We start from the raw sequence: 22,896 nt of genomic DNA on the forward strand, positions 1-22,896 counted from the left end.
GTATCATGACAATGTCTGGCGCATGGCACAAATTACGTACTGACCCAATCTTGCGCTTCTTGATTGTTTCACTGTCTTTCTACGGCATGAGTACATTTGAAGGCCCAATGATGGCAATTAAAACCGTCAACTCTCTCTCTCACTATACAGACTGGACAGTAGGTCACGTTCACTCTGGTGCTTTAGGTTGGGTAGGTTTAGTTTCAATGGGTTCACTGTACTTCATGGTGCCACGTTTATTTGGTCAAAAACAAATGCACAGCATCAAAGCTATTGAGTTGCATTTCTGGTTAGCAACAATTGGTATCGTGTTGTACATCGCTGCGCTGTGGATTTCTGGCGTGATGGAAGGCTTAATGTGGCGCGCAATTAACGCTGACGGTACATTGACTTACACCTTTGTAGAAAGCGTTAAAGCTAAACAACCGTACTACATCATCCGTACTTTAGGTGGTCTGCTTTACCTGAGCGGAATGATTATTATGTTGTGGAATGTGATTAAAACGGCAACAAGCGGTAAAGCTGCTGTTGTTGCGATTCCACCTGTTGCTGCTCACGCTTAAGGATAACAATTATGTCAAATCATGATAAAAAAAGTGGATTCAGCCACGAAAAAATTGAAACCAATAGCTTTTTAATGGTTGTGCTGATTTTAATTACAGTAGCGTTTGGCGGTTTAGTAGAAATCGTCCCTCTATTCTTTCAAAAATCAACCACAGAGCCAATCAAAGGCTTACAGCCATATACCGCAGTGCAACTCGCGGGACGCGACATCTACACACGTGAAGGTTGCTACAACTGCCACTCACAAATGATACGTCCATTCCGTGCTGAGACATTGCGCTATGGACACTATTCAGTTGCTGGTGAGTTTGTTTACGACCACCCATTCCAATGGGGAAGTAAACGTACCGGCCCAGATTTACATCGTGTAGGTGGAAAATATAGTGATGACTGGCAGCGTATTCACTTAATTAACCCACGTGACTTGGTACCTGAATCGATTATGCCTGCCTACCCATGGTTAGAAACAGCGATAGTTGATGCAGATGCAATTCCCGCTAACATGAGAGCGTTACGCAAAGTTGGTGTACCTTATACCGACGAACAAATTGCTAGTGCTGCGGCAGACGTAAAAGGCAAAACTGAATTAGATGCGCTGATTGCTTATCTGCAGGTGTTAGGCATTCACTTAAAATAGGCTCAATCTTAAGTAATAGGAGAAACCCAGCATGGATATTAATACACTTAGAATTTTGGCGACAATTATTAGTTTTATAGTGTTCGTTGGCATCCTAGTCTGGGTATGGCGCAATCGAAATACATCCGACTTTAAAGATGCAGCCAATCTGCCTTTTAAAGAAGATTAAGCTTAAGCAAACTTCACATGATGAAGAATAAAGGAAAATAAAATGAGTGACTTTACAAGTAGTTTTTGGCCGATATTTATTACTGTCATTGCACTAGGTGGCATATTTGGCTGTGCTCTAGTGTTGTGGCTAACCAGTAAAATTAAAGTGGTTAGTGCCAGTGGTGACAACACCAGCGGCCATGTTTGGGATGAAGATATTCGTGAAATGAACAATACACTACCGCGTTGGTGGGTGGGCATGTTTGTAATCACGATTGTCTTCTCACTGTTCTATTTAGCAGCTTACCCAGGCTTAGGCAATTTTGCAGGTAAATTGGGATGGACGCAAAATAACCAATATGACAAAGAAGTAGCTAGCGCCAATCAAGCCTTGGAGCCTCTCTATGCTAAATTTGCGGCTTTATCAATAGAAGATTTAGCTAAAAACACTGAAGCACAAGCCATTGGCGAGCGTTTGTTTATGAACAACTGCGCACAGTGTCATGGTTCAGATGCACGTGGTAGTCGCGGCTTTCCAAACTTGACAGATAATGACTGGATTCACGGCGGTAGCCCTGAAAAAATTCATGAAACGCTTGTAAATGGCCGCATTGGCATGATGCCGCCTTTGGCAGCAGCAGTAGGCACCGCAGAAGATGTCAAAAATGTTGCTAACTATGTGCTCACGCTATCAGGCAGTATCGCAGATTCAGGCCGCGCGGGTTTAGGTAAAGAGAAGTTCGCTGTTTGTGCAGCCTGTCATGGTGCAGAAGGTAAAGGCAACCAAGACATTGGTGCACCAAATTTAAGCGACAACATTTGGCTACATGGTGCAGGTGAAGCGGCCATTATCAAACGTGTTAATGAAGGCAAAGTAAATCAAATGCCTGCTTGGAAGGATAAATTTACCCCAGAACAAATTCGTGTATTAACGGCTTATGTTTGGGGCATTTCAAACAACAAGTAATTTACTAATTACTAGAAATAGTAATTAGTAGTAGTATCGTAGTTCGTAAGTGATTCTAGAAAGTTGGTTGCATGAAAGTAGCACCTGAAGCAAAAGCAGCGGAAAAATCGATTCCATTAACCGAAACCATCATTCCGCTGTATGCATCGCAAGAGAAGGTTTACCCGCGGAGTGTTTCAGGCTACTTTACCAACTGGCGCTGGGTCATAATTTGGCTGACCCAGCTGTTTTTTTATGGCATGCCTTGGTTAGACTGGGGCAATCGTCAAGCACTCTTGTTTGATTTGGAAGCTAGGCGCTTTTACATTTTTAACTTGGTAATGTATCCGCAAGACCTGATATACCTCACGGCAATTCTCATTATCGCAGCACTTTCACTGTTTTTATTTACCGCAATCGCAGGTAGACTATGGTGTGGCTACGCTTGCCCACAATCGGTATATACCGAGATATTTATGTGGATCGAACGAAAAATTGAAGGTGACCGTGCTACGCGCATGAGGCTTGATGCCGCAAACATGTCATCCCATAAAATTACAAAGAAAACCCTTAAACATTTCGTTTGGATTGCATTCTCCCTATGGACAGGCTTTACTTTTGTCGGCTATTTCACACCGATTCGTGAACTCAGCAATTCCGTTTTAACCATGCATCTTGGTCCTTGGGAAGCCTTCTGGGTAGTATTTTATGGTTTTGCAACCTATGGCAATGCAGGCTTCATGCGCGAGCAAGTCTGTAAATACATGTGTCCTTATGCCCGTTTTCAAAGCGCTATGTTTGATGACGACACTTTAATTGTGACTTATGATGAAGCCCGTGGCGAGCCACGTGGTGGTCGTTCACGCAAAGCAGATGTGGATAGCAAACAACTTGGCGCTTGTATCGACTGCAGTTTGTGTGTGCAGGTTTGTCCGACGGGAATCGATATTCGCAAAGGTTTGCAATACGAATGTATAGGTTGCGGTGCCTGTGCCGATGTCTGCGATACCGTAATGGATAAAATGGGTTATGAGCGTGGTCTAATCAAATACTCTACACAGAATGCTATGGATAATAAGTGGTCGCACAAGCAAATGTTGCAACGCATTCTGCGACCACGTGTTCTAATTTATTCTGCAGTGCTATTATTATTAGTCGTAGGCTTGCTGACAAGCTTGTGGTTAAGAACACCTTTCAGAGTAGATGTGGTGCGTGATGGTGTAATTGCGCGCATGACCAGTGATGGAAAGATAGAGAATGTTTATCGTTTGCAGATTATGAATGGTACTGAAAGTACACAGACTTTCCAACTCAATGTCAGCGGCCTGAAAGATTTGGAAATTGAAACAAAAGTTGCCAAAAATAAACATCACGGCAATAAACATGAAGACAAAAAATATGTTGAAAAATCTCATACCAAAAAGTCAGATGACGATAAACACATTGAAAAAGAAGAAGATGAAAATCGAGCAATAGTAGTAAAGCCAGCTGAGTCACGCTGGATTATTGTTGATTTAAAAATACCAGATGGTACTGAGAAATCTGGCTCACACAAAATTAAGTTCGAGATTCAAGCGCTTGAAAGCAAAGAAACAGTGACTGAAAAATCGGTATTCTTAATCCCTAGACAATAATTTCCAGTAGCTAATCTGTAATCACCGACTAATTAAGGAAAAATAATGGAAATACTCGATACAAAACCATGGTGGCAATACGGACATGTATGGCTCATCATTGCTGGACCTTTGTTGGTGGTTATTGCGGGCTTTATTACCTTGTATTTGGCAGTGAGCAGGCCAGACCCGGTAGTTGATGATGATTATTATCGCAAAGGAATCGAGATTAACAAAACTTTGGATGCAGAACGCGATGGCCTAGCACCCGCTTTACAAGCACGCAACCATGCAGCTACAGGCATTAAGCCATCTCAAGATAAAACTAATAAGCCCTAATTAATGACAACTCAAGTCGATGTTGCAATCATTGGGGCGGGTCCAACCGGCTTATGCTTTGCTAAATCATTGGCTGAATTGGATTTAAACATTGTGGTCATTGACCGTCAAACCGAAAACGCCCTAGCCTATCCAGCTTTTGATGGTCGCGAGATTGCACTGACTCATCACTCGGCAAATCTCATGCGTACAATGGGTTTGTGGGAGCGCATAGAACCCGATGCAATTTCAGCCCTACGTGACGCACGCGTGTTTAATGGTAGCTCGCTCTTTTCACTGAATATTTCTCACAATCAAACAAAGCAGTCAGAACTCGGTTATTTGGTCGCAAACCACCACATCCGCAAAGCGGCCTATGATGCAGTGAAACAATCTACCGCCATCACGCTTAAAACTGATGTGCAAGTAATCAATATCACCACGAAAGCCGAATTTGCGGTAATCACCCTTAATAATGGCGAAGTCATCCAAGCGAAATTATTGATCGGCGCAGATAGTCGATTCTCTGAAACACGACGCGCCATGGGCATTGCAGCCGACATGCACGATTTTGGAAAAACTATGCTGGTCTGCGTGATGGAACACCCCGTTTCGCATGAACACACTGCATGGGAATGGTTTGATTACGGGCAAACTTTAGCTTTACTGCCAATGAATGGCTTACGTTCATCGGTAGTCATTACCCTAGCGCCCGAAGAAATGAATCGGCTAATGAAATTGCCTGAAGAAGATTTCAATCGTGAAGTTTCGGCACGATTCAAACATCGGCTTGGTGCCATGCGACTTGTTTCTACACGGCATGCCTACCCTTTAGTGACCGCCTATGCCAATCGCCTAATCGGACAGCGATTTGCCTTAGTCGGCGATGCAGCTGTTGGCATGCACCCTGTGACGGCGCATGGTTTTAATTTTGGGTTAAAAGGCGTCGCCACTTTATCTGCTGAAATTAAAGCTGCAATTGCGGCAGGCCAAGATATTGCCGATGAGAACCGACTATTGCGTTACGAAAAAACACATCGACATGACACACGCCCACTATTTATTGCAACACATGCCATTGCAAAAATCTACAGCAGCAATAGTCCACCGGCACGTTTTCTGCGAAGTTGCGCACTACGAATTGGCAATCGTATTGCACCCTTCAAACGCGCTGTGGCAGGTTTCTTAGCCGATGCTAAATTAAATTAGCGAGCTATTCACTAACGTAAACAACAAGCCCAAGCTGGCGAATTCGCTGTGCCACCGCTTCTAGCCATTGCACAGGCAGGCGGCTTAACCTCGCGGCTTCAATCTGATAAGAAGGTCGCGCCAAGCCATATAAATGCACCCCTTGGACAACATCCTTAACTTCAGAAATCAGTGACAAATAGGCCAGAATATCTGATTCTTGTGGTGGCTTACCATCAAAGCCAAACATGCAGGTTTGGATAAAAGTTGGACATGCTGCAGCACACTTTTTAAGTCGTTGAATATGGCTTTCCGGATTTAAATTCACATCATTTATCCGTGCAATTCCATCTTTTGTTCCCGCATCAACTTTGAACCACACCTCACCATTACAGCTGGCTAAATGGCTTACACTATCAATCACCGCCTGTTTATCCATCAAACTGCCATTCGTAATCAACCTGACTTTAATCGGATTAACATGGCCTGCTTCTAATAAACTAAACTCTGTAAGTATCTTCTTCACTAGTAGCACTATTTCCGGGAAGCCTTTAGCGCTGGTGGGTTCGCCATTGCCCGAAAATGCAATGTCTTTCAGGTGACGATCGCCTTCCGCAACATAGCGCTCCATAAAATCGCCATGCAAAGCATACGTTAAAAAAGCACGCAATTCTTTCTCTAAAATATCCAATTCAATTGCTGGGGGTGTTCCACGCGTAAGATTGGGTACTTGGCAATACACACACCGCCAATTACAGGCATTATTGATATTAAGATTGATGCCAATGGAAACCCCACCGGCACGCCGCGACACTACCGGGTAAATATATTTCATGCCGCTGACATCGCGGTTGTGGTCTGCTACGGTGAGAAAATTTTGTTGGGTCATTGCAAAGGAGATAAATTATGGCTGGGCGCCAAAATAGCAACTAAATACACGTTTGTGGATTGAATATTTTCTTCAATGCATCAGGTTTAAGAATATGCACATAACGCTGCTTCACTTCAATGATGCCCTCATCGCTGAATTTTGAAAACGCACGACTTACCGTTTCCAACTTCATGCCAAGGTAACTACCAATTTCTTCACGCGACATTCTCAGGGTCAGTTCCGACTGAGAAAAACCACGCGCATGCAAACGCTGCACCAAGTTTAGCAAAAATGCCGCAAGTCGCTCTTCCGCACGCATATTGCCAAGCAACATCATGACACTATTCTCGCGCACAATTTCACGGCTCATAATTTTATGCACATGGCGCTGCAATAACGGAAATTCGCGCGACAAATCTTCCACTTTAGCAAATGGCATCACGCAGACTTCTGCATCTTCTAACGCTACTGCATTACAACTATGATGGTCAGTCACAATGCCATCCAAGCCGATGATTTCACCTGCCATTTGAAAACCAGTCACCTGTTCACGACCATCTTCAGTTGAAACGCAGGTTTTAAAAAAACCCGTGCGAATTGCATAAAGGGAGGTGAAAGCATCGCCATTTCCAAAAAGCATGTCACCTTGTTTGATTCGACGGCGCGTTGCCACTACCTCATCAAGCTTCTTCATATCTTCTGACGTAAAGCCAGCCGGCATGCAAAGCTCGCGTAAATTACAATTCGAGCAGGCGACTTTAATGGTTTCTGGGGTAAGGGCTAAGTTCATATTTTACTGGCGATTGAGATATGGCTGTAAGCATACCGCTTTCGCTTAATAGTTGCTAGATTATCCTGCGAAATTTTAACTTTAGATTGGTTTTGCATATAATTTTCAAAAATATAACTGCATCATCATTTGATATGAATCAAGATGTTTTACTAGCAAAACTGGCATAGTCTCATCCTGAATGAAATAGTAGGAGTATTAAGATGTCCACTAATTGCACTTTAACTGCGCCAGAAAAAAATCTAGTTACGCTTGCCCCAACAACGGGTAGTAGTTTCGTCATGCCTGGCGTAACCAAAGAAATGTTGCAAAAATACGATGTTTCAGGCCCTCGCTACACGTCTTACCCAACGGCTGACCGGTTTGTTGAAGCTTTTACCGAAGATGCCTATAAATTAGCCCTAGAACAGCGGAGAATCAGTGGCGCCAACCTGCCATTATCAATTTATGTCCATATTCCGTTTTGTGAATCACTCTGTTTTTTCTGTGCCTGCAATAAAATTGTCACCAAGCATCATGAACGTAGCACAGAATATTTACGCTATTTAAACCGTGAAATTGATTTGCATATCGAGCATCTAGGTGCGGGACAAACCATTTCGCAACTGCATTTAGGCGGTGGCTCTCCTACTTTCTTCTCCGATGATGAACTCAGCGAACTGATGACCATGCTCAAGCGCAGCTTCGTGTTTGCGCCAGGCGGTGAGTATTCCATTGAAGTCGACCCGCGCACTGTAAATGAACAACGCCTGAAACATTTGGCAGACCTTGGCTTTAATCGCTTAAGCTTTGGCGTGCAAGATTTTGACCCTGCAGTACAAAAAGCCGTGCATCGTATTCAACCTGCTGAACAAGTGTTCTCATTGGTTGAGGCCGCTCGACGCTATAATTTTGACTCGGTCAATGTCGATTTAATCTATGGCTTGCCCATGCAAACACCAGAATCATTCACCCGCACTTTAGCGCAAGTGGTTGAACTCAGACCAAACAGAATTGCACTTTATGGCTATGCCCATTTGCCCGAGCGTTTTAAACCACAACGCCGCATTAGTGAATATGAGTTGCCAGCAGCGCAAGATAAAATCACCATGCTTTCAAGTGCTTTATCAGCTTTTATGAAAGCAGGTTATGTGTATGTTGGCATGGATCACTTTGCTTTACCTGATGATGATTTAGCAATCGCCAAACGACAAGGTAGGCTGCATCGCAACTTTCAAGGCTATAGTACTCAGCCAGATTGTGATTTAATCAGCCTAGGCGTTTCTGCAATAGGCCGCGTAGGGGCAACCTACAGTCAAAACGCGAAAACCATTGAAGAGTATTACGATTACCTTAATCAAGGTCGATTCCCAGTCGTGCGCGGCCTTGCATTATCACTGGATGATTTAGTCAGACGCGCCGTCATCATGGCTATAATGTGCCAAGGTGCGCTGCAGTTTGAATCCATCGAACTGGCCTACATGATTGATTTTAAAACTTACTTTGCAAATGAGCTGGCTTTACTCAAAGAGCAAGAAGCCACAGGTATGGTTGAGCTGGATGATAACGGTCTACAAGTCACAGAAACTGGCTGGTTCTTTGTACGTGCTGTTGCCATGCTGTTTGACCGTTATTTGCAAACCGACCGCAATCGCGCACGTTTTTCTAAAATCATCTAAGCAAGTTGTAAATTCAACTCGGTTTGTACCCCTTCGACAGTCTCAGGGAACGAAACTTTTCGTTTCCTGAGACTGTTCAGTCTGTTCTTAGCCTATTTAAACCAAGCTCCTTAGAGCTACAAGCTATTCACCCCAATCTAGTCGACGTTACTAATCTAGTGGACGTTCCCTGAGCCTGTCGAAGGGAATCACTTACCCCTAATAAAAATTCTAACCGCAAACGCCATAAAAAAAGCCCCTATCAAATCTGATAGAGGCTAAGGTGGAGCCTTTAAATCTTAAATTTTAAAACTCTTAATTTTATATTCTTGAGTCTTAGAATTTTTTGCCGATACCGATACCAACTACCCATGGATCAATATCCAGTGAATCGATTTTTCTCCATGCGCCTCCAGTAACAGCACCCTTCAATTTAACGTCTGTATCTAGCGTTACGTATTTGACATCAGCGTTAATTAACCAACCATCTTTCAAATTAATATCAAAGCCTGCTTGTAAAGCATAACCCCAGCTATCACTGTCAATTTTAATCTTATTACCGTTAATTGCGCCTGCACTACCTTTAAGGTTACGATCAAGCACAATAGTGTAGTTAATACCAGCACCAACATAAGGATCAAAAGTTTGATCTGGGTTGAAGTGCCATTGAGCAGTTAGCGTCGGTGGCAATAGATTAACACTACCAAGACCTTGGTTTCCAACTGTCGGATTTGCATCACTATGAATACTTACATTATGGCGTGTACCTACAGCTAAAATCAATTCAGCAGCAATATTTTTTGTGAAATAATAAGAAATATCTAATTCAGGAATCACTTTATCACTAACAGCTAGTTCTGCACCCGCAGACATCACTGGCGCACCAAGTAAATTATTAACTGTTTTACCTAATTTACTATCTTCATTTGGTGCAACATTTACCGCACGTGCACGTACAACCCAATCACCCGCTTCAGCTTGCGCTAACATTGGTGCAAAAGCCGCTGCCATTGCTAATACAAATAACGATTTTTTCATTTTTAAACTCTCCACTTAAATAAACAAACAAATTTGATGTACGAATTCTACGAGGTGATATCACTAAGCAATTTGATATGTATCAATTAGACACATGAAAATAGCTAGGCGTTGTTTTTTAGCAACAATATCAGTTAGCACGCACAAACAGTGCGATTGATTCTACATGTGCAGTGTGCGGAAACATATTAATTACCCCAGCAGCACTTAGAATATACCCTTTTTCATTCACTAGCACACCTGCATCACGCGCCAAAGTGGCTGGATTACATGCAACATAAACAATGCGCTCTGGGCTATTGCTTGCATCTAATGATTTTACCAATTCAAAAGCGCCATCGCGTGGCGGGTCTACTAGCCATTTATCGAACCGCCCTAATTCGGTAAGCGTTTCTGGTGTCATTTTAAATAAATCAGCCACGCCGAATTTTGTATTTTCAATCTGATTGAGTGCCGCGCTTTCATTAGCTCGATCGACCAAATTCGCCAAGCCCTCCAACCCCAATACCTGTGCACCACTGCGGGCGATGGGCAGCGTAAAATTACCAATACCGCAAAAGAAATCTGCAATATCCTCATGGCGTTTTGGCGCTAATAAATGCATGGCACGGCGTATCATCACGCGGTTGATTTGTGGGTTCACTTGAGTAAATTCGTTCGGCTTGAATGGGTAAGTTAAATCAAACTCTGGCAAGCGGTATTTAAGTGCTGGCGCTTGCAAAGGATAAAACGGCTTAATCGTTTCTGGGCCCTTGGTTTGCGTCCATATTTGTACGGTATGCGTACTGGCAAAGGCCTTTAATAATGCTTCATCGTTGGCATTAAGTGCATCCATAATACGCAATATCAGCACAATCACAGGGCCACCACCCTCTTCTGCAGTTTCGCCAACGGCTAATTCAATTTGCGGTAACTTATCACGTATACTTAATTGCTCAATCACTTGTTGCAAGGGCTCAATCAGCGCAGAAACTTCTGGCACCAACACCTCGCATGAATTCATATCCGCCACATAGCGCGTGCCTTTTTCATTAAAACCAACCAATACGCGCTGTTTCTTATCCACATATTTCACGCTCAAACGCGCTTTATGCCGATAGCCCCAGGTTGGGCCATACAGTGGTGGTAGTATATTTTCAGCTTTAACCTTGCCAATATGCCACAAATCATTTTCTAATAATCGCTGTTTTGCAGCCACTTGCGCCGCAAAATCGAGATGTTGTAGCTTGCAGCCGCCACACAAGCCAAAATGCGGACATTTTGGCGTAACACGTTGATTTGATTGCTTTAGCACTTCAACAACATTCGCAACTTCATAGCTAGGTTTTATACGAATCGATTGAAAGGTCACTTTTTCATTCGGCAATGCGCCATCGACAAAAATCGTTTTGCCGTCCAAATGCGCCACCCCGCGGCCTTCTTGGTCTAAAGACTCAATGATGGCAAGCTTGATTTCGGGTGCGACTGGAGTTTGATTGCGGTTGCGAGAACGGCGTGCCATGAAAAAACCTGTATTTCTCTATAATTTCGAAGTGAGGTGAGATTTTAACGCAAAATTGCAATTACCAGTTGCCGGATGTTGTGTCGGTTTGACTACCGGATTGCGGAACGCGTCCGCAATGACACTATCCTCACCAAGCGGCTAAAAACTCTACCCAATGCGGTGCGCTGTAACCACTTAATGTCTCACGAACCAACTTAATTTCAGCTTCATATGCCGCTTGTGATAGATGACCGCGCATCAACTGAAAACGCAAAAACACCAAATGTGTATTGGCCACATCGGTCTCGCAATAATTGCGAATTTCTTCAATCTTGCCTGCTTTGTATGCATCCCAAACCTTGCTGCCATCCATACCCAATTTGCCTGGAAAGCCGCACAACTTGGCCAAGTCATCTAATGGCGCATTGGCGCGGGCGTTGTACATAGCCATTAAATCCATTAAATCTAAATGGCGGGTATGGTAGCGGCTAATGTAGTTGTTCCATTTAAATTCTTTATCATCCTCACCCAAATCCCAATAGCGGCTTGCATTTATGCCATGTATCAACCCACGATAATGCAGTACCGGCAAATCGAACCCGCCGCCATTCCAGCTAATGATTTGCGGTGTGTATTTTTCTATCCCGTCAAAAAAACGTTGAATGATTTCAGCTTCAGTAGATTCGGCATCGCCTAGCGTCCAGACCTTAAAATGGTTCCCCTCGCGCAGCGCACAGGAAATCGCACAAATACGGTGTTGATGCAAAGGCAAAAAATCGGTGCCATTTTGTTGGCGACGTTGATGCAAAGCAATATTAGCCACATCTTCAGCAGAAACTTGCTTTGGCAAATCATACAAAACGCGAAGCCCATCCGTATCAGGGATGGTCTCGATGTCAAAAACCAAGGTTGGAATCATAAAATTAAATCTTTATTATCAAATCTTTATTAGTATTTAATTAGTATTTATTTTTTCATCCAGCCAGCGTCATTTTGATAGTACCAACCGCCCTGCGCCTTATCAATCCAGCGACCAGCAAACGTGCCTTGAATATCACCACGCCATTCTGGGTGACCATTCCCAGCGGCAATTTCTTTGTACAGCGCGTTGCGATCAGCATTTTCTGCCGCGACCAAAGCATTGATACCCTGCCTATCTTTTAAAGGCACCGCTGTTGTGTCACGCACAGCAATTAAGCCATCTTTGGTTAGCCCGATTGCCCCGCTCGCATAATGCGGTGCAAGCTGATTGTGGCGAGCTTGCATACTGTTTTTAATTGCGGATATCGCAGGGGTATTAACCTCCAAATCCGGTGCAGCATAAACCCAACTCATGGAGATTATAGTCGCCCACATCACCAAAAAACCCATTGTTAATTTTTGCATTTTCATTCCTTTTGCATTGCGGGAAATTGTTCTAATTACACTAGCCATTTATTTAGCTGGCACATCTGCAGGCTTGGTTGCAGGTGCTTCTGAAGGCTTTTCAACTGAAATTTGCGCACCCTCTTTTAGCTGCCACACTTCATCGATAATTTTATCGGCTGCCTTTTCGGCCGCTGCAGCAGGAAAATAAATGTTAATCGTGACACAGGCCGACAAAACGGCAACAACTACAAATAGCCCTGTAATTTTTGTAATTTTTTTGTTCATATTTTTTCCTTATTCTAGCTATTAAAACCTTGACTATGCCAATACTGAAAGGTTACTTCACAATCGCTTTGGTATTGCTATCAGTAATTCGTTTAATTCTACCTAATAAGTCAGACAAACTGATTTTTTGCGTGAAGCCATTAACATTGACCGACGGGATGCCTTTACCTTTAACGATGATGTACCCCGTTGCGGTTGACTCAACACCACCCATCTCGCAAACATCTTGACGTAATTTACAGCTTAAGCCTATCTTATCGTAATTAAATTCTTTAAAAAAACGTAAAAAAGTGCGTTGCAGTGCCGCTGCAGTGCCCTCGCCGCCCAAAGCCGTGATGTTTTCAACCGCACGCTGAGAAATTTTCTTTAAATGCTTGCCTTCACCAGTGCGAATATACGCATCCAAATACACCGGCTTCCAGTTTTCCAGCACCATATTTTTAACATCGCCATCCAGTTTACCTTCAATATCACCGAATTTGAAGGTACGGGTAACATCCCCTAAATCCAAATTACGCATTAGCAAATCCGCATGCAAGCGCGGCGCCACACCGAGTGGATCATCAATCTTAAGATTATCCATGCCCACTGTACCGCTGAACACATTAAAAGTCATGGCGCCATCCATTACTAACTGTTTGCCTGCATAAGTTACTTGCGGCACTTGCCCTGAAATTTTACCTTGCATGGTGGGCCAGCCAAGTGCCATGCTAAACTCATTCATGGATATCGGTGTTAAGTTCATGGCCAAATGCCAGTACCAATTATCGGCAATTACAGCGGCGGATAAATCGGTAAAATTCAGAGCACCATCAAGAATCGGCAATGTGAGCTGTGGTGCTGTAAAGGAATAACGATTGATTTCGGCATTCAAATGTGTATCACCCAAAGACATTTTGAGCAAATGCCCGCTTTTATAGTCGATTTTAACTGTTTTGGCGTTGTTGTAATCCCAAGGTAAATGCGCATTGATATTACTAAAGGCAAACTTGCCATTTTTATCGTCAATATTGGCATCGCGCAAATTGAGTTCAAAACTTGTCGGTTCTAGATTTTTAATCTCGAACTGCCAATCCGCTTTGCCTGAAACATCCAAATTACCAAAGACTGATTTTTCAGCCATCGGCTTTAAAAATACCGCATACAAGCCCGCAAAATCAACATCTTTTGCACTAACTTTTATATCTTCAACTGTTTTAGTGAGTGTATTAATTTGGGCATTCGCATGCATTTTACCAACTTCATTCACCAGCAAACTGGCATTTTCAATCGTCAGCATTGGCTGTTTAAACGTACCATTAATCTCAAACTGGTTACCTGCTTTACCAAAATAAAAAGGCTGCCAGAACAACTCCCCTTTATCCCAACGAATTAAACCATTCCACTGCCAGGTATTTTGGCTGTTTTTTGCAGCTAGTTTGACTTGACCCGTCAGGTTCTCGCCCGCATGCAGACCCGATTCATCAGTGAAGCTGGCCGCATTAAATAAAATATCAAGTGAAAAGTCATTGGGATAACTCACGAAATGCACTGAAAATGGCGCTTTAATCTGCTTAGACACCAAGCTGCCATTTAGGCATTCGACATGGCCAATTTTTTCAGTATTGAATTGCCCACATTGTAAATCAAAAGCGATGAAACTTTTTTCGTTGCTTGGCTTAACTTCTGCTTTCAATTTCAAGGTTGGTTCAACCCCTTTCAAATCCACCTGAAATTGTGCATTTTTAAGCTTACCGGCGGGGGCATCGACCGCGCCAACTTGAATATGAATGGCACTGATGGCATAAGCTTGCTGATAAAACAAACTTAGCCATAAGGCGCAAACAATTGAAAACTGACGGTACATTTTAAGCTGGAAAAACTCCTGTGGATAAATAACGGTCACCTCGATCGCAAACAATGGTCACAATCACGGCGTTCTCCACTTCTTTTGCAAGCTGCAAGGCCGTGTAGAGCGCGCCACCGCTGGATATTCCAGCAAAAACACCTTCTACGGTTGCGAGCTTTCTTGTGACATTTTCTGCATTGTACTGGTTGACATAGCGTAATTCATCCACACGTTTTTCATCATATATCTTGGGCAGATATTCTACTGGCCATTTGCGTATGCCTGGAATCTGGCTGCCTTCTTCAGGCTGTACGCCAATAATTCTCACGTTTGGATTCTGCTCTTTTAAGTAGCGTGATACGCCCATAATCGTGCCTGTGGTGCCCATGCTTGAAACAAAATGCGTTATCTTGCCTGCGGTATCGCGCCAAATTTCGGGGCCAGTACCTTCATAATGAGCAAGTGGATTATCGGAATTGCCAAACTGGTCTAGCACCATACCCTCGCCCTCAGCTTGCAGTTTCATGGCAACATCGCGTGCCAATTCCATGCTGCCATCTTTTGGCGTGAGTACCAGCTCAGCTCCGTAAGCGCGCATGCTTTGACGTCGCTCCATACTTTGGTTTTCTGGCATCACCAATATCATTTTATAGCCACGCATGGCCGCCACCATCGCCAGTGCAATGCCTGTATTGCCGCTCGTAGCTTCAATGAGGGTATCACCAGGCTTAATATCGCCTCGCGCTTCGGCACGGGTAATCATGCTGTAGGCAGGTCTATCTTTAACCGAACCCGCTGGATTATTGCCCTCCAGTTTCAGCAGAATTGTATTGCTGGTATTGCCCGCCAAACGCTGTAATTTAACTAGAGGTGTGTTACCTACGTAATCGTCTAATGTTTTATACATATTGGGTTTCTATACTTAATTTTTTATTTATTAATTTTAGCCAAATAAACGGCAAATACACCGAAGCCAATAAAAGCGATTAGCGCCATTTGTGGAATACTCAACCCTAATAAGGTCCAATCAATCGCCGCGCAATCACCCGTGCCACGAAACACCAATGTCAATGCTTTTTTTAACGGGAAATTCTCAAACATATAATCAAAACCAACACCACAATCAGCAATGACACTTTCACGATGCGCTTGTAGCCACCAATGGCGAATCGCCACACCTGCACCGCCTAATGCGGTTAACACCTGCAACAATGTGAATAGTTTACTGACGATACTAGCTGGCTTAAAAAACACGGCAATTAAAAACAAAACGCCTAAACCCATAAATATCATGCGTTGTGAGATGCACAGTGGGCAAGGATTTAATTGATAACGTGTTTGTATCCACAAAGCCAAACCGACTAAACCAAAAGAGCCGACGAAACCAAGCAGATAGCCAGCCTTGCCTTTTAAAAATTGGTTGATAATGTGTGTTGTCATATCAAATACCTTTATTGAGTTGAATCTACGCCTATAATTGCACTATTGAACATTGTAATTGATAACGCCGAATGACTGAACCTACTTTGTTTGCCGAAAAGCAAATTCGCACTGCAAAAATTCTGACTGTTTCTGAGCTAAATCGTTTAGCCAATCAAGTATTGACGCAAAGCTTCCCTTTATTTTGGGTATCGGGCGAGGTATCTAATCTCACCCGTGCCGCCAGCGGTCACTGGTATTTTTCGCTTAAAGACACCCATGCGCAGGTACGTTGTGTGATGTTTAAGGGCCGTAACAGCTACTTGGATTGGGCGCCAAAAGAAGGTGATAAAGTTGAAGCTCGCTGTACGGTTACCTTATACGAAGCACGTGGAGATTTTCAGCTAACCATAGAATATCTGCAGCGCGCAGGCTTAGGCATGCTGTTTGAAGCCTTTGAAAAACTCAAAGCAAAACTTCAACATGAAGGTTTATTTGATGCGTCACTAAAAAAACCATTGCCGACCCAGCCGAAGAAAATCGGCATAGTCACTTCACCCGACGCAGCTGCCTTGCGCGATGTGCTGACCACGCTAAAGCGGCGTATGCCAAGTATTCCAATTGTGATATATCCCACCCCAGTACAAGGTAAAGGAGCTGCCTCACAGATTGCAGATGCGATTCAAGTCGCGAACGAGCGTGCAGAATGTGATGTACTGATTATTTGTCGTGGTGGCGGCAGTATTGAAGACTTGTGGCAATTTAATGAAGAAATCGTGGCGCGCGCTGTTGCTGAATGTTCGATTCCAACCATTAGTGGTGTTGGCCATGAAACCGACTTTACTATTTGCGATTTTGTTGCCGACGTACGTGCCGCAACGCCAACCGCGGCGGCAGAATTAGTCACACCGTCTCGTGACAATCTAATAAATGCACTCAGTCAACTTAATCAACAGTTAATGCGAACAATGCAATATCAGCTTAACCAACGTGAGCAAACCCTAGATTATTTATCCCGCAGACTGATTTCACCATTGCAATTGATTGAACAACAAAAATCGCAACTTTCTCAATTGAACTATAGATTCAACAATGCAATTCACCTGCAGATTCAACACAAACAACATGATTTACTGCGCCTGAGTCAGAACCTCACACACTTGAATCCACAAGCGGTACTTACACGTGGGTACGCTTTTGTACAAAACAAACTGGGGGAAATTGTCACTTCGAGCCAGCAATTAAATGAGAAAGATCAAGTAAAACTAACGTTTGGCAGAGGTTCTGCCGAGGCAACTATCAATAAAACGAGCGAACAGTTTCCTGCCAAATGACGTTTACACAAAATTATTTACACCCCCGGGCAAGGAAATTAAAGTTTATGCCATAACGTTGGCAAGCCCAATACCACCTTATTGAATGCCGCAATCGCTACATAGAAAAACGCAACTTGGGCGATTAGATCGGCTAATGACTGCCCTCTTGTAAATACAAACCACAAACCTACCAATAGAAATAATGATGCTGCAATCGTTAATATGTTTGCGAATATCTTTAAATATGTCATTTATTTACTACTCGTAAAATATTTTTTGTAATTAAACCTAATTAATTATAGTAATTTTGGCTCTTTTTACGGGCAAGCAAATCAATTAGGTAAGAACTATAAAAATAATATAATTAAATATATTTATAAATCAATAATATACATGCAATTATTGGCGGAAGAGGCGGGATTCGAACCCGCGACAGAGTTACCCCTGTGCCACCTTTCCAGGGTGGTGCCTTCAACCAGCTCAGCCACTCGTCCTAATTTTACTTTAAGAAACGGTCGCATTATATCGCACGTAGCCAAGGCACAATACTATTGTCCATAAAAAATAGCACCATTCGAACGAATAAATGATTTTTAAACTGATTTTACTTATTAAAAATTGGTACGATTTTAGGTGTAAGTCAAAGCGTCTCTTTTTAAAAATAAGAAAGGCCATGCAACTACATGGCCTTTCTCAATTTAGAACTCCAGCTTAAAGTTAATCAGTAATCAGCTTTTGCTTACTAATTAAATCCGCTACGATATCTTGGTCATTCGTAAAGCTTTGTATCAAATCTACATTATTCAGTGTAATGGTTTGAACATCTTTGCTTGCGTTAAAACCGTTAGCAAACTCACCATTACTACTTACGTGAATAATGGTATCCAAACCTGAGACAGACTTCTCAAAATGTAGATAATTTGCAAGATTTCCCGTGTTTTCACCTACCAGTAAATCACGCAAATCTAGGACATCGCCACCTAAATTACCTGCTACTGAATCAAAATCGGTCACGATATCTTTAGCTGGGCTAAGTTTTGCACCTTGATCACCCAACTCCCACTTGAACACATCCGCACCTAACCCACCGGTAAGATTATCATCACCTGCACCGCCAATGATCACATCATTGCCAGCACCACCAGTAATCGTGTCATTGCCAGCACCACCTGATATGAAGTCATCGCCATCATTACCATTTAAGGTGTCGTTACCAGCATCGCCATAAATTTGGTCTTTGCCCGTACCACCGCTAATCGTATCGTTGCCTGCGTTTCCGTAAAGTTGGTCATCGTTAGCATCACCATTAATAATATCGTTACCATCACCACCACGAACAATATCAAAGCCTGCGCCAGCATTGATCGTATCATCGCCCGCTAAGCCAGAAATATTTTCGTTTTTAGCGGTGCCGTTGATGGTGTCGTTAGCCGCAGTACCTACGAAATCATCAATTATATTATTCAGCGTTAATGTTGCTGTTGATGTATCACCGTCAGTATCACGTAGAGTATAGTTTATTACCTCTGGTGCAGGTGCAGGCGTACCAGCTGTAGCCAAGATTGTTTGGTAACTTACAGAGAAAATACTGCCTTCACTGCCTGGGTATGAACTAGTGTCTATAGTACCTGAATCAATAATTATCTTACCGATACCTGCAAATGGTATTGTTACGTTACCTTCTGCGTTGGATGCAAATTGGCCAATTAAATCACCATGCACATCATACACATTGTAGTTAAATGCGTTAGTACCGCCTAAATTACTGTTGCTGTCTACTTTAAGCACTACACCTTGAACTCCACGCGGATGAAGCGCTGTGTTAAATGTAATCACCAAGCTTTCCAAATCATCTATCTTGTTGTTGTTATTTCCACCACCAGTGACGCCTGTACCATCACCAAGGACAGGGTTCACAGTTGCACTACCTTCAGTAGCACTTGCTCTAGCTATTGCAGTAAGTGTCAACCCTGCGGTTGCAGCAGTGGTAATGTTACCAGCAGTATCAAGATTATAGTTTGTTGACGCGCCGACTACATTGTTAGAAATTTCAGCTGTGGGTGGGGTGTATCTGTAATAACCTGAAGCATTAAACACTAAGGATGATCCACCTGTGCTAGCTGTCCAAGTGAGAGTATTCACCCCACCAACGTTAGTCACTGTGTAGTTACCACCCAATGCTGGGGTTGAACCAACTAAGGCAGTTAAGTCAAATGTCACACCTTTAAACACAATGGATGACACTTTACCACCGTCGCCCGGATTATCCTCGCCAGAGCGATTACTGCTAAAGGAAGTGAGTGCGACACTATCGCCACCATCAGTCCCAATGGCAGATATGACATTGCCTTCAAAGAATGTCTGTCCGCCTCGCAATGTGTCAATGTCGTTATTAGCATCAGGTTTTCCATCGACAATTTGCACTGTTTGTTTACCGCTAGCGGTATCACCATCGCCATCGGTAGCGGTAAATTTAATGTCAAACTGTTCACCTTCTGTTGCAAAACCAGCAGTTTGGTATACATATTCACCCGTTCTAAAGTTGAATATCAAGATACCATCTTCAAATCCACGAGCGTCATTTAAAGTGAGCGTATCGCTGGGTGATGGGATACCTACTTGAGGTGCACCACCCCCCACCATAGTAATTGCCCCTGTTATTGGGTTAAAGTTAAATGTAACATCCGCATCAGGCACATTATCACCATTAGTATCTAAGCGCATAATTAATTGACTAATGTAGCCGCCATCCGCACCAAAGTTAAGGCTAGAATTAGCTGTACTGCCCGCCACAGAACCACCAAAACTGGTAGGTACAGAAGCCAACAAAACATCATCTAATGTCGCCACGTTTGTTACAATAATTGCAGCATCTTTAACACCACTATTATCACTATCAACGTTATGAATATTATTCAATTCTGTTGGGTTAGAGATGTCTGATGCAATACCAATTGCATAGGTTGTAATATTATTTGCCGTTGCAAAAGCACGGTACCCATTTGCTGCCGGGTCAGTAGTATCACCAGCAGTAGGCACACCGTCAGAGATAAAATAGGTCGTGTATCTTTCACCAACAACTGGTGGCGTCATTGCAGCTTGCGCAACTGTTAACGCAGCTTCGTAATTGGTACTGCCCCCAACTGTAAAGTTCGCAGGATTATTAAGCGCTGCAATGGCTGAAGCCGCTGTGGTATAAGTACCTCTATTAGCAGCTGTAGCATCAAAATCAATCAAGGTAACGCTGATGTTGCCGCCTTGACTAAAGTATTCGTTAATCACAGCAGCTACCGCAAGTTGTGTTGCCTGCAGGCGGTTTTGAATGGTAACTGTGCCGTTTGCTGCAACGTTTTTAACCTCGCCAGCCATACTGCCAGAACTGTCTATTACAAATACCAGGTTTTGTTTTGGCAGCACGCCTTGCTGAACCTGCACAATGGCATCTTGCACAGTAGGCACATCATCTACCACATCCACTGTAAGACTTGCATTATCCACCTCGCCTGATACTGAGTTAGTGAGCGTGTAATTAACTGTAAAGCTATCGTTTGTACCTGCTCCATCTGTAGTTCTACCTAGCAAGTTAACCGCATAATCCCCCTTAACATTAGCTCCAAAATCTTGTGTGTATAACGTTATAGTTGCGATTGTGCGTGAGCCACTTGTTGTATCTGTCACCGTGACAGTCACCACACCGTTGCCATCTGGCGCTGAAGCAGTTACCGTTCCACCTGTAATAGCGCCGCCAGAGATTGTGAGAGTACTAAAGCTCGATACACCAGTATCGTTGGCCAAAACATTACCTGTTGCAATTTCAATGGTTTGTGCTTCTTGTGTACCACCGGCTTGAGTGCCATTGGCATTGATGCCTGATTCATATACCGTTGCAGTATCGCTATTTGTAGTCGTAGTTGTATCATAATTCATCGTAAGCGTTGCATTTGAAGTGTCGCCATCGCTATCTGTTAGCGTATAGGTAAACACATCTGACACGCCTGATGGCTCAGGGATTACTGTAATTCCGTCGACTTTAAATACAGCAGCAGAGGTAGAGCGCACTAGAACATAGCTAATTGCAGTACCAGTGGAAATATTAATATTAGTTAATCCACTTGCAACACCTGCAGTAGTCCCGCTCGAGATTAAAGTGCCTGCAGCATTAAATGTTTGCCACACAGCCTGCTCACCAGTGACTAAATCCGTTAAATTAATACTAACTGACTTAGAAGTAACACCTAGATTAATGACTAACTCTTGACCATTCTCAATACTATCAGAGGTATTACCGCCACCTGCAGTATCATCAACACCAACTCCGTTAGCCGCGCCAGCGTTAAAACGTACGCGTCCAGCATTGGTCGTGCCTGCTGCGCCAGTGAGTTGTGCCAAATTAAGATTAGCACCAGTAAATGGCGAAGTGCCTTCAAAACCAAACAAGTTAATCCCTTGCGCAGTAAAGCTTGCGGCACCTGTTGGGTTTGTCACTACTATAGGTGAAACACTTGCAGTATAGGTATAACTACCATCATCTTGGTCTATCGCCAAAGTACCTCTTGTGGTTACAATCGTGCGCACGTTGCCAGCTCCCAATGTATTTGAAACTTGTGTACCTGCTGTAAGCACCACGTTGGTTAAACTATGTGGTTCATCAACATTAAGTGTATCTGCTGTTACTCCACCCGCACCGGTAATCACATTACCTGAGACTGTACTATTAATACCCACGCTATCCACATCGTTATTAGCAATTGGGACAGAATCCGTGACGTTAATTGTTACCGTTGTCCAAGCTGCAGAGTTCAAACTGCCATCATTAGGTTTATAAGCAAAGCTATCAGCAATTCCAGTCGAAGCAAGTGAGTGGCTTAATACTGGGGCTGTATAGGTATAAGTACCATCTGTATTCATCACCACTGTTCCACCTAAAGCTGTAGTCACAGTGTTGCTGCCATTAGCCACCTGTGTACTTGCACCAGAGGTGTTGGTTGCAAACAGGCTGACCGTTAGCGGACTTCCTTCAACATCACTATCATTTGCCAATACAGAAGCTTGCAGAGTAGTTGTACCCTCAACTTTAGTAGCGCTGTCTGCAAAGCCAACTGGCGCATCGTTTACAGAATTAACAGTAATGACTTCATTGGCGGGCGTTGATACATTGCCTTCGTTGTCCGTGACGGTGAAGGGAATGGTGACCGGGCCGTTGTAGTTCAGTGCTGGTTTAAATACCAAGGTCGCCGCTTGTGCAGCGGTGATTGGGGTGTTGGCCAATACCGGGGTCGTGCCGTCTGCAAGGTAGAGTACGCCTTGGGTGACCGGTGGTAATGTCGTCACGGTGACGTTGGTCACGGTGCCGTCGGGGTCTGTGCCGCTTAAGCCGACCGCAATTGGCGTGTCTTCATTGCCACTTGAGGTGCTTGGGGTGGCGGTCGGTGGTTCTTGGACGTT

At 43.5% G+C, this 22,896-nt stretch carries 21 protein-coding genes and 1 tRNA gene; 9 read left to right on the forward strand and 13 right to left on the reverse strand.

Going from position 1 to position 22,896, the window contains the following annotated elements; translation table 11 throughout:
- The 7 genes from HOO90_RS04190 to ubiM form a co-directional block, all read left to right on the forward strand.
- Positions 1–563: cbb3-type cytochrome c oxidase subunit I (locus HOO90_RS04190; RefSeq protein ID WP_292839764.1), on the forward strand; the 563-nt coding region annotated here is incomplete at its 5' end.
- Positions 564–574: 11 nt separating this feature from the next.
- A complete protein-coding gene (gene ccoO, locus HOO90_RS04195; RefSeq protein WP_292839766.1) occupies positions 575–1,201 on the forward strand; it encodes a cytochrome-c oxidase, cbb3-type subunit II in 627 nt (208 codons plus the stop codon).
- Positions 1,202–1,232: 31 nt separating this feature from the next.
- Positions 1,233–1,370: a cbb3-type cytochrome c oxidase subunit 3 gene (locus tag HOO90_RS04200; protein ID WP_292839768.1), complete on the forward strand. Its 138-nt coding sequence runs from the start codon at positions 1,233–1,235 to the stop codon at positions 1,368–1,370.
- A 42-nt stretch (positions 1,371–1,412) separates the two neighbouring features.
- Positions 1,413–2,318, forward strand: a complete 906-nt coding sequence (ccoP, locus tag HOO90_RS04205) for a cytochrome-c oxidase, cbb3-type subunit III (RefSeq protein ID WP_292839770.1) — start codon at positions 1,413–1,415, stop codon at positions 2,316–2,318.
- Between the two features lie 71 nt (positions 2,319–2,389).
- Positions 2,390–3,931, forward strand: a complete 1,542-nt coding sequence (gene ccoG / locus HOO90_RS04210) for a cytochrome c oxidase accessory protein CcoG (protein ID WP_292839772.1) — start codon at positions 2,390–2,392, stop codon at positions 3,929–3,931.
- 45 nt (positions 3,932–3,976) lie between these two features.
- A complete protein-coding gene (locus HOO90_RS04215) occupies positions 3,977–4,249 on the forward strand; it encodes a FixH family protein (RefSeq protein WP_292839774.1) in 273 nt (90 codons plus the stop codon).
- Positions 4,250–4,252: 3 nt separating this feature from the next.
- Complete coding sequence (ubiM, locus tag HOO90_RS04220) at positions 4,253–5,437, forward strand: 5-demethoxyubiquinol-8 5-hydroxylase UbiM (protein ID WP_292839776.1); 1,185 nt, start codon at positions 4,253–4,255, stop codon at positions 5,435–5,437.
- A 4-nt stretch (positions 5,438–5,441) separates the two neighbouring features.
- On the opposite strand, the gene HOO90_RS04225 is transcribed toward ubiM, so the two are convergent.
- Together HOO90_RS04225 and fnr are read right to left on the reverse strand one after the other, a co-directional pair.
- Positions 5,442–6,305 (reverse strand): radical SAM protein, encoded by an 864-nt coding sequence (locus HOO90_RS04225; RefSeq protein ID WP_292839778.1) that lies wholly within the window; start codon positions 6,303–6,305, stop codon positions 5,442–5,444.
- Positions 6,306–6,345: 40 nt separating this feature from the next.
- Positions 6,346–7,077 carry a fumarate/nitrate reduction transcriptional regulator Fnr gene (fnr, locus tag HOO90_RS04230; RefSeq protein ID WP_292839780.1) on the reverse strand — a complete coding sequence of 244 codons (732 nt, stop codon included), beginning with the start codon at positions 7,075–7,077 and terminating at the stop codon, positions 6,346–6,348.
- Between the two features lie 281 nt (positions 7,078–7,358).
- Here fnr and hemN point away from each other — a divergent pair, with 281 nt between their 5' ends.
- A complete protein-coding gene (gene hemN, locus HOO90_RS04235) occupies positions 7,359–8,735 on the forward strand; it encodes an oxygen-independent coproporphyrinogen III oxidase (protein WP_292839814.1) in 1,377 nt (458 codons plus the stop codon).
- A 315-nt stretch (positions 8,736–9,050) separates the two neighbouring features.
- Here the strand turns inward: hemN and HOO90_RS04240 are convergent, their stop codons facing one another.
- The 8 genes from HOO90_RS04240 to HOO90_RS04275 all read right to left on the reverse strand — a co-directional run bounded on the left by HOO90_RS04240 (position 9,051) and on the right by HOO90_RS04275 (position 16,156).
- Positions 9,051–9,752, reverse strand: a complete 702-nt coding sequence (locus HOO90_RS04240) for an OmpW family outer membrane protein (RefSeq protein ID WP_292839782.1) — start codon at positions 9,750–9,752, stop codon at positions 9,051–9,053.
- A 130-nt stretch (positions 9,753–9,882) separates the two neighbouring features.
- Entirely contained in the window at positions 9,883–11,253 is a 1,371-nt protein-coding gene (gene rlmD, locus HOO90_RS04245; RefSeq protein WP_292839784.1) for a 23S rRNA (uracil(1939)-C(5))-methyltransferase RlmD, read from the reverse strand.
- 130 nt (positions 11,254–11,383) lie between these two features.
- Positions 11,384–12,154, reverse strand: a complete 771-nt coding sequence (locus tag HOO90_RS04250; protein WP_292839787.1) for a 3'-5' exonuclease — start codon at positions 12,152–12,154, stop codon at positions 11,384–11,386.
- 47 nt (positions 12,155–12,201) lie between these two features.
- On the reverse strand, positions 12,202–12,621 hold the full coding sequence (locus tag HOO90_RS04255) for a YdbL family protein (RefSeq protein ID WP_292839790.1): 420 nt from the start codon (positions 12,619–12,621) through the stop codon (positions 12,202–12,204).
- A 48-nt stretch (positions 12,622–12,669) separates the two neighbouring features.
- Positions 12,670–12,888 (reverse strand): hypothetical protein, encoded by a 219-nt coding sequence (locus HOO90_RS04260; protein ID WP_292839793.1) that lies wholly within the window; start codon positions 12,886–12,888, stop codon positions 12,670–12,672.
- A gap of 52 nt (positions 12,889–12,940) precedes the next feature.
- Positions 12,941–14,692 (reverse strand): hypothetical protein, encoded by a 1,752-nt coding sequence (locus HOO90_RS04265; RefSeq protein ID WP_292839796.1) that lies wholly within the window; start codon positions 14,690–14,692, stop codon positions 12,941–12,943.
- Positions 14,693–14,735: 43 nt separating this feature from the next.
- The gene (gene cysM, locus HOO90_RS04270; RefSeq protein WP_292839799.1) at positions 14,736–15,623 is read right to left on the reverse strand and encodes a cysteine synthase CysM; all 888 of its coding nucleotides are present in this window, start codon (positions 15,621–15,623) and stop codon (positions 14,736–14,738) included.
- Between the two features lie 23 nt (positions 15,624–15,646).
- Positions 15,647–16,156 carry a disulfide bond formation protein B gene (locus tag HOO90_RS04275; protein ID WP_292839802.1) on the reverse strand — a complete coding sequence of 170 codons (510 nt, stop codon included), beginning with the start codon at positions 16,154–16,156 and terminating at the stop codon, positions 15,647–15,649.
- 71 nt (positions 16,157–16,227) lie between these two features.
- Between HOO90_RS04275 and xseA the strand changes: the two genes are divergently transcribed.
- Positions 16,228–17,469 carry an exodeoxyribonuclease VII large subunit gene (gene xseA / locus HOO90_RS04280; RefSeq protein WP_292839805.1) on the forward strand — a complete coding sequence of 414 codons (1,242 nt, stop codon included), beginning with the start codon at positions 16,228–16,230 and terminating at the stop codon, positions 17,467–17,469.
- Between the two features lie 38 nt (positions 17,470–17,507).
- Here the strand turns inward: xseA and HOO90_RS04285 are convergent, their stop codons facing one another.
- From HOO90_RS04285 to HOO90_RS04295, 3 genes are all read right to left on the reverse strand, one after another.
- Positions 17,508–17,702, reverse strand: a complete 195-nt coding sequence (locus tag HOO90_RS04285) for a hypothetical protein (protein ID WP_292839808.1) — start codon at positions 17,700–17,702, stop codon at positions 17,508–17,510.
- Positions 17,703–17,854: 152 nt separating this feature from the next.
- Positions 17,855–17,945, reverse strand: a tRNA-Ser gene (locus tag HOO90_RS04290).
- Between the two features lie 223 nt (positions 17,946–18,168).
- On the reverse strand, positions 18,169–22,896 hold a 4,728-nt coding region (locus HOO90_RS04295; protein ID WP_292839811.1), incomplete at its 5' end, for a type I secretion C-terminal target domain-containing protein.

Source organism: Methylotenera sp. (genome assembly GCF_013141425.1).
Taxonomy (GTDB): Bacteria; Pseudomonadota; Gammaproteobacteria; order Burkholderiales; family Methylophilaceae; genus Methylotenera.